Source organism: Lelliottia nimipressuralis (genome assembly GCF_004115925.1).
GTDB lineage: Bacteria > Pseudomonadota > Gammaproteobacteria > Enterobacterales > Enterobacteriaceae > Enterobacter > Enterobacter nimipressuralis.
In genome coordinates, this window is sequence record NZ_SDDX01000018.1 from 18,292 (window position 1) to 32,770 (window position 14,479).

The following is a 14,479-nucleotide window of genomic DNA, read 5'->3' on the forward strand; positions in this document are numbered from 1 at the left end:
AAAGGTATGCAGGAAAAACGATCAGTGATACCGCCCGCACTTCTGCTGGCAGAGAAATCCACGGCCACGGTGCAGGCGTTATTAAGCAAACTGCTGACCATCTATGATGCGAAAACGCTGGTCAATGACCTGAATGCGCAAGGTGAAAGCCACTGGAGTCCTGCGATCCTGAAGCGACTGGTCACCAGCGAGCGGGCAGGGCACCGTCTTAGCGAGCGGGAATTCAGCTACCTGCAAAATCTGCTGCCGCGCCCGCCTGCCATTCATCCCAATTATGCTTTCCGCTTTGTCGACTTGTTCGCTGGTATAGGCGGGATCCGCAACGGATTCGAGGCCATCGGCGGTCAGTGTGTCTTTACCAGCGAATGGAACAAACACGCGGTACGCACCTATAAAGCCAACTGGTACTGCGATCCGCATGCCCACCATTTTAACGAAGACATTCGCGATGTGACCTTAAGCCACAAAGCGGGCGTCAGCGATGAAGAGGCGGCGGAGCATATCCGACAAAATATTCCTCAGCATGATGTGTTGCTGGCCGGCTTCCCTTGTCAGCCGTTCTCGCTGGCTGGCGTGTCGAAAAAGAATGCCCTTGGGCGGGCACACGGTTTTGCCTGCGACACCCAGGGCACGCTGTTTTTTGATGTTGTGCGGATTATCGACGCCCGTCGCCCGCCGATTTTTGTGCTGGAAAACGTCAAGAACCTGAAAAGCCACGACGGTGGAAAAACCTTCCGCATTATTATGCAAACGCTGGACGAGCTGGGCTACGACGTGGCGGATGCACAGGATATGGGGGCCGACGATCCCAAGATTATCGACGGCAAACACTTCCTGCCGCAGCACCGCGAGCGCATTGTGCTGGTGGGCTTTCGCCGCGACCTGAACCTGAAAGGCAACTTTACGCTGCGCGATATTCCGTCGCGCTATCCGGCGCATCGTCCTTCCGTGGCCGAACTGCTGGAGCCGGTGGTGGACGCCAAATTTATCCTCACGCCGGTGCTGTGGAAATACCTCTACCGCTATGCCAAAAAGCATCAGGCGAAAGGCAACGGCTTTGGTTTCGGCATGGTCGACCCGACCAATCCGCACAGCGTCACCCGCACGCTGTCGGCCCGTTATTACAAGGACGGAGCCGAGATCCTGATCGATCGCGGCTGGGATAAAGCGCTCGGAGAAGTGAATTTTGACGACCCGGAGAACCAGCGCCATCGTCCGCGTCGCTTAACGCCGCGCGAGTGCGCGCGCCTGATGGGCTTCGAGTCGCCGCAGGGTTACCGCTTCCGCATTCCGGTTTCTGATACCCAGGCCTATCGCCAGTTCGGTAACTCCGTGGTGGTGCCTGCGTTTGCGGCGGTGGCAAAACTGCTTGAGTCGCGTATCCAACTGGCCGTCAAATTACGCCTGAGCGAGGCCGTCAATGACGGATGTGCACAATAAGGCGACGCGCAGCAAAAACATGCGTGCCATTGGCTCGCGTGACACCGCGATTGAAAAACGGCTGGCAGGGCTTTTAACCCACAGCGGCTTTGCGTATCGCGTGCAGGATGCGGCCCTGGCAGGCCGCCCTGATTTCGTCCTCGACGATTATCAGTGCATCATCTTTACCCACGGCTGTTTCTGGCACCATCACGACTGTTATCTGTTTAAAGTCCCTGCGACGCGCACCGAGTTCTGGCTGACCAAAATCGGCAACAACGTGGCGCGTGACCAGCGTGATATCACTACGCTGATGGCGCAGGGCTGGCGGGTGTTGATTGTCTGGGAATGTGCCCTGCGGGGCAGATTGAAACTCGATGATGCCGCGCTGACCGAGCGGCTGGAGGAGTGGATCTGCGGCGGCGGTCAAACCGCGCAGATCGACACAAAAGGCATTCACGCGTTTACTGCTTTTCCACCTCACAGGGGGTAACGGTCGGTTTCGCCGGGAACAGGTATTTTCCGAGCGTCACCAGTACCACCGCCATAATAATCACCCCCAGCGCTATCCATTCGACGGATGAGAGCACTTCTCCCGCAAAAGTCGTCCCCAGCAATACGGCTACCACCGGGTTGACGTAGGCGTAGCTGGTCGCAACGGCAGGGCTGACGTTGCGGATCAGGAACATGTATGAGTTGATCGCGATAATCGAGCCAAAAATTGCCAGATAACCGACCGCCAGGAAACCGGACAACGTCGGCATCGTAGTCAGTTTTTCACCGCTCACGGCGGAGACGAAAAGCAGCGCAATGCCCGCCGCCAGCATCTCGATGGCACCGGCCATCATGCCGGAAGGCAGTTCCACTCGTGAACCCAGAACGGAGCCAAAAGCCCAGCTCAGGGAGCCAATCAGAATCAGCACCGCGCCCCACGGATTACCGCTCAGGTTTCCGCCGCTGTTGAGCAGAACAATCCCCGCCAGGCCAATGGCGATCCCCATCCACTCCAGCTTGCGGGTGCGGATGCCGAACAGTCGGCTAAAGCAGAGGGTAAACAGCGGCACTGTGGCGACCACCACCGCCGCAATACCGGAGGGGACGTTCTGGTGCTCGGCCACCGTCACACCGCCGTTACCGACGGCCAGCAGCAGCAGGCCGATCAGTGCGGCGTTTAACATCGGGCGCAGCGGTGGGAGTTTATGCCCGCGCAGCAGGAGAAATGTCAAAAGCAGCACACCGGCAGAGAGAAAACGCACGCCAGCCATCATCAGCGGTGGCCAACTCTCCACGCCGATACGAATCACAAAATAGGTCGAACCCCAGATGATGTAGAGCGAAAACAGCGCTCCTATAAGAGGTAATAATTGCCGAAAACGCATAATCCTTCACCGCGATATAAAAAGGTCGCATACAGTAAACGTGAAAACTATCGGGCTGGCGAGTCCTTTAATTGTATCTCTGATGTGAATTATTTGTTGACTTGAGCTGCCTGTTTCAGGGTTTCGCTTTTTGCTCCATACTATTCACTTAATTATCAAAATAAGAAGGATCAGATTTTGGCAGGAAGTAGCTTATTAACATTGCTTGATGATATTGCCACCTTGCTGGATGACATTTCAGTGATGGGAAAACTGGCCGCGAAGAAAACGGCCGGGGTGCTGGGGGATGATTTATCCCTTAACGCGCAGCAGGTGACGGGTGTGCGCGCCAACCGTGAGCTGCCGGTGGTGTGGAGCGTGGCGAAAGGGTCCTTTATCAATAAAGTGATTCTGGTGCCGCTGGCCCTGCTGATCAGCGCCTTTATCCCCTGGGCCATTACGCCGCTGCTGATGATTGGCGGGGCGTTTCTCTGTTACGAAGGCGTCGAGAAAGTGCTGCACTCCTTCGGTTCCCATAAAGACGCAGAGACCCCGCAGGCGCGTCAGCAGCGCCTGGAGGCGCTCGCGGCGAAGGACCCGCAGGCTTTCGAGCGCGATAAGGTGAAAGGGGCCATTCGTACAGACTTTATCCTCTCGGCTGAGATCGTGGCAATCACCCTTGGGATCGTGTCGGAATCGCCGCTGCTTAACCAGGTGCTGGTGCTCTCCGGTATCGCGATTCTGGTCACCGTAGGCGTGTATGGCCTGGTGGGTGTGATCGTGAAACTGGACGACATGGGCTACTGGCTGGAGCAAAAATCCAACGCGCTGGCAAAAGCGGTGGGTAAAGGTCTGCTGGTACTGGCGCCGTGGCTGATGAAATCACTCACCATTATCGGCACCCTGGCGATGTTCCTCGTCGGCGGTGGGATTGTGGTACACGGTATTCCACCGCTGCACCACGCCATTGAACATTTCTCCGCTGAATACGGAGCGGTGGTGGCAGCGATAGCACCGATGATCGCTAACCTGGTGATTGGCTTCATTATTGGCGCCATTGTGATTGCCGCCGTGAAGGGTATCGAAAAGCTGCGCGGGGTTTCGCACTAATTGTTCCCTGCGTCACTATGCAAAAATGCCATTCCTCGTCTAGATTGAAACAGTTTCACCCTGATACAGGAGGCGGGTATGGTCTTTGTGGTCAGTGATGAAGTTAAGTCAAAAAAGGGTGGTCCACCAATGATTGTCACCGGCTATTCCAGCGGTATGGTGGAGTGCCGGTGGTACGACGGGTACGGCATCAAGCGGGAAGCGTTTCGTGAAGACGAGCTTCTGCCAGGTGACGAACGACAGCGTCGCGACACGGCTTAATCACGCAACGCCCGGCATGTCCGGGCGTTTTTGTTGACTATCGTCCTGCGCAGTGCTTGTCTTAAGATATCGAACCGCGGCGTTGGGTTATAAGCGGATGATGCAAGATTTCAGCAGGGAGTGTCTGTGCAGCGCGATGTCTATAAAGCAAAAAAGCAATTTCTGGAACGGTTACGCCATCATCCGGGAAAAATTGTTAATCTCTGTTTTTTGGTTGTCCTCATTTTTTCTACGATCCTGACCTGGCGCGAAGTGGTGGTGCTTGAAGAGGCGTACATCTCAAGCCAGCAAAACCATCTTGAAAATGTCGCCAACTCCCTCGACCGTCAGCTTCAGTTCAGCATTGATAAACTGCTCTTTTTTCGTCACAGCATGGGCGATGCGCTGCAAACGCCGCTCGGCTTTCGCGTGTTGCACGATGCGGTAACCAGCTTCAACCGCCTGCGCACCGACCCCTTCTGGCAGCTGGATGTCGATCAGCAGCGCACCTTGCCCATTAGCGGCGTCTCAGACGCGACGGTGGCGCGCACCACCTTATTGGCGCGGGATAATCAGCGCATCGGCAACGAACTCTCCGCCGCGCTGGAGGTGGGTTATTTACTGCGTCTCGCCACCTCGACCACCGGTAAAGAGCGGCGCGTCTCGTACGTCTCGCGGGCGGGTTTTTTCCTCTCAACAGATCCCTCACCGCTCAATCACACCCTGATCTCGCGTTATTACGAGCTGGTGACGCGCCCGTGGTTTACCGAGCAGACCGAGCGGCAAAACCGCGCGCGCGGCGTGCGCTGGTTTATGGCGCCGGTAGCCGGGGCGCAGGAAGAGCGGGTGATCACCGCCAGCCTGCCGGTCTATCTGGACCACTACTGGTACGGCGTGCTGGCGATGGATTTCACCCTCCCGACCATGAAGCAACTGCTGACGGAAGCCGTCGATAAGCGCACGGACGGGGAGTATCAGCTTTACGACAGCCGCCTCAACCTGATCACCACCTCCGAGCCGCCGGACGGCCTGGTGAATCAGTTTGACGAGCGCGAGCGGGCGCAAATTGCCCACGCCATCGAAGGCGACACGGAAGGGGGGATTCGACTGAATTCGCGCTATGTCAGCTGGGAGCGCCTCGATCATTTTGATGGTGTGGTGCTGCGGGTTCACACTCTGCAAGAGGGCGTGAACGGTGAGTTCGGTAGCATCAGCATTGCGCTGGCCCTGCTGTGGGCGCTCTTTACGGCGATGCTGCTGATTTCCTGGCTGGTGATCCGCCGGATGGTCAGCAACATGTACCGGATGCAACATTCCCTGCAGTGGCAGGCGTGGCATGACCCGCTGACGCGCCTGAACAATCGCGGTGCTTTGTTCGAACGGGCAAAGGTGCTGGCCGAAGAGTGCCGTCAGCAGAAATTGCCGTTCTCCGTGATTCAGATCGATCTGGACCATTTCAAAAGCATTAACGACAGATTCGGCCACCAGGCGGGCGATAAAGTGTTGTGCCACGCAGCCGGGCTGATCGCCAGCGCGTTACGCACCAGCGACGTGGCCGGGCGTGTCGGTGGCGAAGAGTTTTGCGTGGTGCTGCCAGGGGCCACGACGCAGGAGGCGGCAAATGTCGCCGAGCGTATTCGCGCCTGTATCAATCGCAAAGAGATTCTGGTGATGAAGAGTACCACCACGCGGATCAGCGCCTCGCTCGGGGTGAGCAGTACGGAGGAGAACGGTAATTACGACTTCCCGCAGCTGCAATCCATTGCTGATATGCGCCTCTACCTGGCGAAGCAGCAGGGGAGAAATCAGGTGATGTGGCGCGATGCCGATAAGAAATGATCGAGTCCTTCACTCCAGCCTTCCGGTCCCGGTTGGGTGGTGTGATAGACCCGCTCAGGAATGTCATCCTGCAGCTGAATGCCGAAACGGTTAATGCCTTTTACCACCACGGCGTAATCGACGTTATCGAGCAGGGGGGCGTCATTAGGGCCATCGCCCAGCCCGATGGTGGTGGGAACAAATCCCTCGCGTTTGCGGTACTCGTCTATAAGCCAGTTCACCGCCTGATCTTTACCGCCGCGCGCGTCCAGAATGTGCCAGAACCGTGCTCCCTGCACGAACTTCAGGCCGAGCTGGACCAGTTCGGCTTCAAATTGCGTCATACGCTCATCGCTGTCGCGCCAGATAAGGGTAATCGAGGCTTCATGCAGCCGCGCCAGCGCTGAGCGCTCACGGTTAAGGCCGGTCCATTCCCCGATGACCCGTTCATCGACATCATCGAAGGTAGTGAATTTATACCCGGTGCGTTCCCGTATCGGATCAATCAGACGGCGAATCTCAGTGTGCGGTGTCCCGTTAATCAGGCGCGGCGCGTCGGGGTGATCGTCCCAGCGTACGTCGAGCTGAATAACCGCGCCATTTTCGGCGATAAAGGGCAACCCTTCCAGCCCCAAATCCTGCTGAATTTCGAGCGTTTCGGCAGCCGTTTTGCTGCTGCATAAAATGACCGGGATCTGATGGTCCTGCAATTTATTCAGCCAGGACGTGGCGGGGTGCCAGTCATAGGTATGAATATCCAGCAGCGTACCGTCGAGGTCGGTAAAAACTAGCAGCGTCTCCTTAAGTAGGGACATAGCATCTCCTGAAAGGTGTTGTGCCTGAGATTAATCCTAAAACAAATTTCGCATAAGCAGTCCCGATTCCGGAACCGATCCCGCCGACCCGCATGGGGCAAGGGCCGCGATTCATAATCAAAACTGACAGTTACCGCAAATAGCATTTATGAAAGGAATATATCCTTGTCATGCAATTTTATTGGGGATAAGGTAAATCCCACATCAGATTTCCTGGTGTAACGAATTTACAAGTGCTTCTTGCATAAGCAAGTTTGATCCCGGTCATCCCCATGACCGGGATTTTTTTCGCCTCACCGATTCACTTCGCTGACACTGAAATCATGAATGTCTAATTCGAACGCCTCGGCCAGCTCACGGTAGGTGTGATAATCCCGTCCGTCGATGCTTACGCGCGTAGGATCATCTTCCGCACGCTTCACTTCGCTCTCACTGATTTCGTTAATCGCGGCCAGCAGGGCATCGACATCGACGTTCACCTCACGTTTCGCCGTGTCGCTGTACTCTTTCGCGGTCTTCATTCTTCATACCTCATTTCGCCGTTCCCAGCGTTAAGTATAGACTGCCCACAAAAGCGCCATTCACTCTTGCAACCGCTGCCAGTTGCTGCGTTTTGTTCTACACTGGCTCAAAACCACAGGAGGATTTTATGAAGGTCAACGATCGGGTCACCGTCAAGACGGACGGCGGACCGCGCCGCCCAGGCGTAGTACTGGCAGTGGAACAGTTCAACGAAGGCATCATGTATCTGGTGTCGCTGGAAGATTACCCGCTCGGCATCTGGTTCTTTAACGAGATTGGCCACTCTGACGGGATCTTTGTGGAAAAAGCAGAATCTGAGTAAGACGGTGTCGGGTGAGGAGAACTCGCCCGGCCCAAAAACGAAAAATCTCTGGCCAGGCCAGAGATTGATATGTGTGAAGAGTGAAATTATCAGCGCATATTGACAAAAATACCGTTAGTCACATTATCTGTCAGACGAACAACATGATAGATGACCTGTTTATTATGCGTTTTTATTTTCCTTTTAATATTACCCTTATGTGACGATACCGTTTTTGCTTTGATATTCATCTGGTCAGAGATTTGAATTGTGCCTTGTCCCGCCATCCACATTCTCAGCATACTCGATTCAGTACGGCTTAATGATAACGTGGGTAAGTTAAACTCAGCTACACTCTTTGTCTCTTTATTCAAATAATCACCCAAAATGTCATCCAGCGACTCGGGCTTAATTGATTTAGAACTGATTAATAGGTTTTTACGCACTAGCAAATATTCATCGAAATGGATATTTGCAATGGCCATAAAAACAATAAACAGGGTTTTAGGATGTTGATTAATGATCTGCTTAATGTGCTGACTGTTGGCTGGATCGTGAATGAAACAGTCCTCATTAATAAACACCACGCCAGGCTTGTAAGTATCACAAGCGGCTGCAAGTTCGCCAACATCATGAACATCGTTGATGTCTCGCTTTTTAACCCCTCTGCTGGTCAGATACCCGGTTAGCCCTAGCCGGGTGTAACTGCATAAATCCATAATGATCGTTGACATGGCATACCCTCACTCAATGCGTAACGATAATTCACCATCTGCCTGAGAGCTCATAAACAGCCATACGGGATGGAATAAAAGGTATAAACCTGTGAGCAATACAAAGACTTTCAGGCGAACTCACTATCCCGTAAAGTTACGTATAATTTGCCAGGAATCATCTTAAAGTAAAGTAAATGTTGAGTAATGTGAAGGGCATAAAAACAAATAAACCGCACCAGATATATCCTGGTAGATGTTTTTCATGTTTTATTTTAAGAATATCCTTAGAGAGACAATATAAACATCAAGGATTAATATTCTTGGGTAGCTCGTGAACAATATCGGCCAGAAGATTAAACAGTTCGCCAAATAAATGTTCACAGAAGGGGGCGATAAGTGGCATTAACAAGCCCATCAATATCAGGCCGACGGTTAAGGTGATCGGGAAGCCAATGACAAATACCGACAGCTGCGGCGCCATACGGTTCAGTAACCCGAGCGCGAGTTAACGGTCAGGAGAAGCGTAATGACCGGCAGCGCCAGCATCAGGCCGTTGAGGAAAATCAGCCCGGCCGCCCGGACCAGCGCCATAAACGCATTGCTGTTCACTGGGTTTCCGCCGATCGGCAGCGTGTGGAAGGTATCCACCAGCATCGAAATCAGCCACAGGTGGCCATTGAAGGTTAAGAACAGCAGCAGCGCCAGCATATCGATGATACGCGCCAGCACCGGCATGTTGAGGTGGCTACCCGGGTCAATGAACGTGGCGAAGGACAGGCCCATCTGCAGGCCGATCAGCTCACCGGCGGTACGGATGGCCGCAAACGCCAGCTGCATGGTAAAGCCAATCGCCACGCCAATCAGCACCTGCTGTAGCGCAAGCCAGACGGCCTGCGGGGAGAAAATCGCGACGTTGACAGGCGGCAGATTAGGGGCAATTACAAAGGTAATCAGCATCCCCAGCCCAATTTTGACGCGCTTGGGGATCGATTTTTCGCTCAGTACAGGGGCGGTCATGATCAGCGCCATCACGCGCAGCAGCGGCCAGAAATAGAGTCCGAGCCACTGTATAAACTGGTCGCTGGTGAAATGTAGCATTCAGCCGATCAGCCGATGATGTATGGCAGATTAGTAAACAGGTTGCGCATGTAGTCGAGCAACAGGTTTAACATCCACGGCCCGGCGATGATAATCGCCACGAAAACCGCGATGATTTTCGGAATGAAGGAGAGCGTCATTTCGTTAATCTGCGTCGCGGCCTGCAAAATACTGATGACCAGACCGGTGACCAGCGCCACCAGCAGCAGAGGGGCGGCCACGGAAATGGCGACTTTCATCGCTTCCGTGCCCATCATCATGACCGATTCGGGTGTCATTCGGCGTGCCTCAACTGTAGAAACTCTGCGCCAGCGATCCGACCAGCAGTTGCCAGCCGTCGACCAGCACAAAGAGCATGATCTTAAAGGGCAGGGCAATGGTGGCGGGGGGCACCATCATCATCCCGAGCGCCATCAGCACGCTGGCGATCACCAGGTCGATAATCAGAAACGGGATAAAAATGGTGAAGCCAATCTGGAACGCGGTTTTCAGCTCGCTGGTCACGTAAGCCGGCAGCAGAATGCGCATCGGTACTGCCTCAGGTCCCTGAATCGGGCCGGTGTTCGCCAGGCGAGCAAACAACGCTAAATCCGCTTCACGGGTCTGGCGCAGCATAAATTCTCGCAGCGGCTGAGCGCCTTTTTCGAGCGCCACCTGCATGGAAATTTTGTCTTCACTGAACGGCTGATAGGCGTCGGCGTATATCTTGTCGATCACCGGCGACATAATAAAAAAGGTCAGAAACAGGGCTAATCCGAGCAGCACCTGGTTCGGCGGCGCGGAGGGCGTACCCAGCGCATTTCGCAGCAAACCAAAGACGATGATGATACGGGTGAAGCTGGTCATCATCAGTAGAACGGCCGGGATAAAGGTCAGGGCGGTGATAAACACCAGCGTCTGAACCGGCAGGGACCAGCTTTGACCACCACCAGCAATGGGGGTCGAAATCAGACCGGGTAATTGGGCATAGACCGCGGGAGTAAACAGGGCGATGCCTGCCAGCGTAAGGGACAACAAACGGCGCATCAGGATCTCCCGGAACGCTTAAGCAAACTCTTCATAACGGACTGAAAATCCGCTGGACTCTCTGCGTGCTCTGGCACCGTTTCCGGGGCAGGAGGCAGTTTATGCAGCACAGTAATTTGTGATGCCGTCACGCCCAATACCAGGCGCGCATCTTCTACTTCAACGATCACCACGCGCTCGCGCGGGCCGAGCGACGTACTGGCGCTCACTTTAAGACCGCGCGCGTGGGCGGTTTTACCCGCCAGGCCAAAACGTTTAGCCAGCCACGCGACGATCAAAATAAAGGCAATAATACCGAACAGCGCGCCGCTCACCTGGAGCAGCGGCGAGCCGGGAACCGCAGAGGGCTGTGATACCGTTGCCTGAGTTTTCATGCTTAACGGCTCAGACGACGCATACGTTCGGATGGGGTGATGATGTCGGTGATACGCACGCCGTATTTATCGGCTACCACCACCACTTCGCCCTGTGCAATCAGATAGCCGTTGATCAGAATATCCAGCGGCTCACCGGCAAGCCCTTCCAGCGCCACCACGGAACCCTGCGTCAGGCGCAGCAGCTCTTTGATGGTCATACGGCTACGGCCCAGCTCCACGGTCAGCTTGACCGGGATATCCATAATCAGATCGATATCCTGCAGCGTACCGCTGACGTCGCCGCCGCCTATCTGCTGAAAGACCGCGTCCGCCGCGCTTTTGCTCGGGGTTGCCTGTTGCTCGTTTAACGCATCAGCCCACAGATCGTCCAGTGCTCCGCTGTTTTCATCGGACGGATTGTTTATGTCACTCATTTGGGCTGTTCCTCATTCAGCGAATTCAATATCGGATTGATCAAGTGCTCAACGCGTAGCGCGTATTGACCGTTAACGGTGCCGTACTGACTGGTCAATACCGGTACGCCATCCACATGGGCAATTATGCGGTCGGGTTTTTCTATCGGCAGAACATCACCGGGTTGTAATTTCAGGATCTGGGACAGGCGCAGCGGGATATCCGCAAAGCTCGCCACCAGTTCAAGCTGTGAGTGCTGAACCTGGCGCACCAGATTCTCGCGCCAGTTCTGATCTTCATTGCGCGAGTTTTCCAGCGGTGGGTTTACCAGCACTTCACGCAGAGGTTCAATCATGCTGAAGGGCAGACAAATATTAAATTCGCCGGTCAGGTTGCCGATTTCGACGTGGAACGGCGTATTGACGACGATATCGTTCGGCGACGTGGTGATGTTGGTGAATTTGACCTGCATCTCCGAACGCACGTACTCCACTTCCAGCGGGTTAATCGCTTTCCATGCGTCGCTGTAGGATTCCAGCGCCAGCTTCAGCATGCGGTTAATGACACGCTGCTCGGTATGGGTAAATTCGCGCCCTTCGACCTTCGTCGGGAAACGACCGTCACCACCAAACAGGTTATCCACCGCGATAAAGACCAGGCTCGGTGAAAACACGAACAGCCCGGTGCCACGCAGTGGTTTCAGGTGGATAAGGTTAAGGTTGGTTGGCACCGGCAGGTTGCGGGCAAACTCATGATACGGCTGAATGCGAATCGCCCCGACGGTGATGTCCGGGCTACGACGCAACAGGTTAAACAGCCCCATACGGAACTGACGCGCAAAACGTTCGTTGATGATCTCCAGCGCCTGCAGGCGCTCGCGCACCACGCGACGCTGGGTATTCGGGTCATAGGGGCGAATATCAGGTTCGCCGCCCAGTCCCGGTATTGGTTCATCGCTCTTATCGCTGTCGCCATTGAGCAGCGCATCGATTTCCGCTTGAGAAAGAATACTATCGCCCATGTCTTTACCGCAGGATAAATGCTGTGTACAGAACGTCAGTGACTTCCTGCTTAGGTTGACCTGCTACCAGTGGCGCTGCCAGCGTTTGTTTGATGGCCTCGACCAGCTTTTGCTTCCCGTCATCGGTGGCAAGCCCGGAGGCGTCCTGACGAGAGAAAAGCAGTAACAGGCGGCTGCGCACTTCTGGCAGGTATTCGCTCAGACGGGTGCGAGTTGCGTCATCTTTCAGGCGCAGGGTAATGCCGACGTACAGCACGCGATCCGCATCACCGAGGTTAACGGTGAACGTATCCAGTGCGAAAAAGACCGGGGCCGGAGGCGGCGGGGGTTCGGCAACGGCAGCGGCTGACGGCGCCTGCTGTGAACGCCAGTAACTATAGCCAGCGGTCGCACAAGCGGCGAGCGTAATTAACACCAGCAGCGGGACCCAGATGGAGCGCTTGCTTTTTTTGGTGATAGCGGAGTCAGTCATCTGATTCGAGCATCCTGTTTCGGTACAGCTAATACAGTGATTATCCCGTGTCCTGCTTTGGTCAAAGCGTGGAAAAGACGGGGATAATCACGTTACCTCTGGCGTTTAGGCAAAGATGTCTACGGCGCCATTTCCACGTGCTGCGGACTGCAGTGCAGCAGGCGTGACCAGCAATTCATCGTTGTCGTCGTTAAATCCACCCTGCTGACCAGAGCGCGAAGCCTGCTGTTGCTGCTGGGAAGAGGACTGCTGCTGACCGGCAAAGCTCTCACTACTGATGTTGCTTTGCGACAGCTGAATGCCGTTCTCCGCCAGCTGCGTGCGCAGCATAGGCAGCGCTGCTTCCAGCGCCGCACGCACGTTGCTGTGGGCTGAAACCATCTGCAACTGTGCCTGGTTATCTTCAAGTTTAAGCGAAATTTGCACTTGTCCCAGATCTTCTGGATGCAGGCGCAGTTCAGCGCTTTGCTGACCCTGTTTCGTGAACAGCGTGACGTGCTGACTGACGGCCTGCTGCCATTCGTGTGTCCCCAGCGGCTGGCTGATAACCGGCGCGGGAGCGGCGGCTGCGGCAGGCGGGGCGGTAATATTGCTGGCGAGAATTGGCGCAAGCGTGGAGGTTGGCGCCGTCGCCGAACCGGCACTTGCGACTTCTTGCTTCGCGGCAGAGGCTGCGGCTGCCGGTGTTAAAGGCTGCGCGCTGGCTGGTAGAGGGTTGCTGTCCGCATCGGCGCTGTTTGCCTGAGTTTTACCGCGAAGCGAAAAATCAGCGACATCCATCAGTGAACTGCGTCCTGAAGCAGGCTGTGCCGCCGTCGGCTGCGTTGCCACCGTATGGGTCTCAACGGCCTGGGCAACGGCCGCCGTCGCCGTTTGCTGATGCGGTAACATCGCCATCAGCGCACTCAGCCCGGCCAGCTCTTCGTCGTTCAGATCCGTTTTCAGGTCATCTTTTTGCGCGTTCGCGTTCGCCGTCAGCGCTTTCAGCGCATCGCCGTGGGTGGCAGGAATTAACCCGGAGACCAGCGTTTGAAGAGGGGCCTCCTGCGCCGTGTCATCGGCCACGAGCTGATCCTGACGTGCCAGCAGGGTGGCGAGTTTCGTCTGGAGAGCGCTATCGCCGTCCTTCAGGATCGCCTCTTTCGACAGCTTGCTGGTGGCGGCTTTCAGGGACGCCAGCGTAATGGGCGCGTCTTTACCCTGGCCTGCGGTGTCGCTTAACGCACCCGCCAGCAGGGAGAGAAAATCTTGCGCGCCTTCTGCGCCTTTTCCAGTCTGCGTACCGCCGGACAGGTCAGTGTCGGTCATCAGCAGTTGTTGCAGTGTGATCATTCCGGTTTCCTCGTTGATGCGCGCTGGGCAAACTCATCCATTTTTTTCTGATCAAGGCGGTTCTCGGCAAGCAGGGTGGCGGCGGTTTGTCGGTCCTGTAACGTAGTCCAGGCCTGCAGCCGCTGCTTTTTCTCTCGCCAGAAATTCAGTGCCTTATCGACTTTCTGGTCCCACTGGGACAACTGCTGGCGATGCTGCTCGATCGCCTTTTCCAGCGTCTGAATAAACTGCTGATAGTTAATCCAGCGCTGGCTGCCAATGCCCTGTGTCATATCGGTATTGAGGTTGGTGCGATATTCGTGCTGATAGTCGATCAACATCGTCAACTGTTCTTCAGCCTGCTGATATCCGCGTCGCATTGCGCCAAGCTGCAGTGCGGCATCATCAACTTCTTTTTCAGCCAGATCTTTTAGCGTAGCTAATGCGCTGTTTTGCGCCATGATCTTCGCCCTCCACCTGTG

Annotated in this window: 18 protein-coding genes and 1 pseudogene; 6 read left to right on the forward strand and 13 right to left on the reverse strand. The window is 55.2% G+C overall.

What is annotated here, in order from left to right; all coding sequences use genetic code 11:
- The first annotated feature begins 6 nt into the window (after positions 1 to 6).
- Both ETG88_RS14450 and ETG88_RS14455 read left to right on the forward strand, forming a co-directional pair.
- Entirely contained in the window at positions 7 to 1,440 is a 1,434-nt protein-coding gene (locus ETG88_RS14450; protein ID WP_233446152.1) for a DNA cytosine methyltransferase, read from the forward strand.
- The gene (locus ETG88_RS14455; protein WP_129035639.1) at positions 1,421 to 1,912 is read left to right on the forward strand and encodes a very short patch repair endonuclease; all 492 of its coding nucleotides are present in this window, start codon (positions 1,421 to 1,423) and stop codon (positions 1,910 to 1,912) included. The genes ETG88_RS14450 and ETG88_RS14455 overlap by 20 nt, the downstream gene beginning before the upstream one ends.
- On the opposite strand, the gene yedA is transcribed toward ETG88_RS14455, so the two are convergent.
- Positions 1,884 to 2,798, reverse strand: a complete 915-nt coding sequence (gene yedA / locus ETG88_RS14460; RefSeq protein ID WP_129035640.1) for a drug/metabolite exporter YedA — start codon at positions 2,796 to 2,798, stop codon at positions 1,884 to 1,886. The two genes, ETG88_RS14455 and yedA, sit on opposite strands and share 29 nt — an antisense overlap.
- A 177-nt stretch (positions 2,799 to 2,975) precedes the next feature.
- Here yedA and ETG88_RS14465 point away from each other — a divergent pair, with 177 nt between their 5' ends.
- From ETG88_RS14465 to dgcQ, 3 genes are all read left to right on the forward strand, one after another.
- Positions 2,976 to 3,887: a DUF808 domain-containing protein gene (locus tag ETG88_RS14465; protein ID WP_100779682.1), complete on the forward strand. Its 912-nt coding sequence runs from the start codon at positions 2,976 to 2,978 to the stop codon at positions 3,885 to 3,887.
- Between the two features lie 78 nt (positions 3,888 to 3,965).
- Positions 3,966 to 4,148, forward strand: coding sequence for a YodC family protein (locus ETG88_RS14470; protein ID WP_100779683.1), 183 nt, complete (start codon positions 3,966 to 3,968; stop codon positions 4,146 to 4,148).
- A gap of 126 nt (positions 4,149 to 4,274) precedes the next feature.
- Positions 4,275 to 5,966 carry a cellulose biosynthesis regulator diguanylate cyclase DgcQ gene (gene dgcQ, locus ETG88_RS14475; protein ID WP_129035641.1) on the forward strand — a complete coding sequence of 564 codons (1,692 nt, stop codon included), beginning with the start codon at positions 4,275 to 4,277 and terminating at the stop codon, positions 5,964 to 5,966.
- On the opposite strand, the gene ETG88_RS14480 is transcribed toward dgcQ, so the two are convergent.
- The gene (locus ETG88_RS14480) at positions 5,933 to 6,760 is read right to left on the reverse strand and encodes a mannosyl-3-phosphoglycerate phosphatase-related protein (protein WP_129035642.1); all 828 of its coding nucleotides are present in this window, start codon (positions 6,758 to 6,760) and stop codon (positions 5,933 to 5,935) included. The two genes, dgcQ and ETG88_RS14480, sit on opposite strands and share 34 nt — an antisense overlap.
- A 293-nt stretch (positions 6,761 to 7,053) precedes the next feature.
- Positions 7,054 to 7,281, reverse strand: a complete 228-nt coding sequence (gene yodD, locus ETG88_RS14485; protein ID WP_100779685.1) for a YodD family peroxide/acid resistance protein — start codon at positions 7,279 to 7,281, stop codon at positions 7,054 to 7,056.
- 128 nt (positions 7,282 to 7,409) lie between these two features.
- Here yodD and dsrB point away from each other — a divergent pair, with 128 nt between their 5' ends.
- Entirely contained in the window at positions 7,410 to 7,604 is a 195-nt protein-coding gene (gene dsrB / locus ETG88_RS14490) for a protein DsrB (RefSeq protein ID WP_181826524.1), read from the forward strand.
- Positions 7,605 to 7,693: 89 nt separating this feature from the next.
- Here the strand turns inward: dsrB and rcsA are convergent, their stop codons facing one another.
- The 10 genes and pseudogenes from rcsA to fliJ all read right to left on the reverse strand — a co-directional run bounded on the left by rcsA (position 7,694) and on the right by fliJ (position 14,458).
- Positions 7,694 to 8,317 (reverse strand): transcriptional regulator RcsA, encoded by a 624-nt coding sequence (gene rcsA / locus ETG88_RS14495; protein ID WP_100779687.1) that lies wholly within the window; start codon positions 8,315 to 8,317, stop codon positions 7,694 to 7,696.
- A 286-nt stretch (positions 8,318 to 8,603) separates the two neighbouring features.
- Positions 8,604 to 9,397, reverse strand: a pseudogene (gene fliR / locus ETG88_RS14500) (flagellar biosynthetic protein FliR).
- Between the two features lie 8 nt (positions 9,398 to 9,405).
- Entirely contained in the window at positions 9,406 to 9,675 is a 270-nt protein-coding gene (gene fliQ / locus ETG88_RS14505) for a flagellar biosynthesis protein FliQ (protein WP_039032550.1), read from the reverse strand.
- Between the two features lie 10 nt (positions 9,676 to 9,685).
- A complete protein-coding gene (gene fliP / locus ETG88_RS14510) occupies positions 9,686 to 10,423 on the reverse strand; it encodes a flagellar type III secretion system pore protein FliP (RefSeq protein WP_100779689.1) in 738 nt (245 codons plus the stop codon).
- Complete coding sequence (gene fliO, locus ETG88_RS14515) at positions 10,423 to 10,797, reverse strand: flagellar biosynthetic protein FliO (protein WP_129035643.1); 375 nt, start codon at positions 10,795 to 10,797, stop codon at positions 10,423 to 10,425. The genes fliP and fliO overlap by 1 nt, the downstream gene beginning before the upstream one ends.
- A gap of 2 nt (positions 10,798 to 10,799) precedes the next feature.
- Positions 10,800 to 11,213 carry a flagellar motor switch protein FliN gene (fliN, locus tag ETG88_RS14520; RefSeq protein WP_100779691.1) on the reverse strand — a complete coding sequence of 138 codons (414 nt, stop codon included), beginning with the start codon at positions 11,211 to 11,213 and terminating at the stop codon, positions 10,800 to 10,802.
- Positions 11,210 to 12,214, reverse strand: coding sequence for a flagellar motor switch protein FliM (gene fliM / locus ETG88_RS14525; protein ID WP_107703323.1), 1,005 nt, complete (start codon positions 12,212 to 12,214; stop codon positions 11,210 to 11,212). Before fliM ends, fliN begins: the two co-directional genes overlap by 4 nt.
- A gap of 4 nt (positions 12,215 to 12,218) precedes the next feature.
- Complete coding sequence (fliL, locus tag ETG88_RS14530; protein WP_100779693.1) at positions 12,219 to 12,686, reverse strand: flagellar basal body-associated protein FliL; 468 nt, start codon at positions 12,684 to 12,686, stop codon at positions 12,219 to 12,221.
- Positions 12,687 to 12,791: 105 nt separating this feature from the next.
- Positions 12,792 to 14,018: a flagellar hook length control protein FliK gene (gene fliK, locus ETG88_RS14535; protein ID WP_129035644.1), complete on the reverse strand. Its 1,227-nt coding sequence runs from the start codon at positions 14,016 to 14,018 to the stop codon at positions 12,792 to 12,794.
- Positions 14,015 to 14,458, reverse strand: a complete 444-nt coding sequence (gene fliJ / locus ETG88_RS14540) for a flagellar export protein FliJ (protein WP_100779695.1) — start codon at positions 14,456 to 14,458, stop codon at positions 14,015 to 14,017. The genes fliK and fliJ overlap by 4 nt, the downstream gene beginning before the upstream one ends.
- Positions 14,459 to 14,479 lie beyond the last annotated feature (21 nt).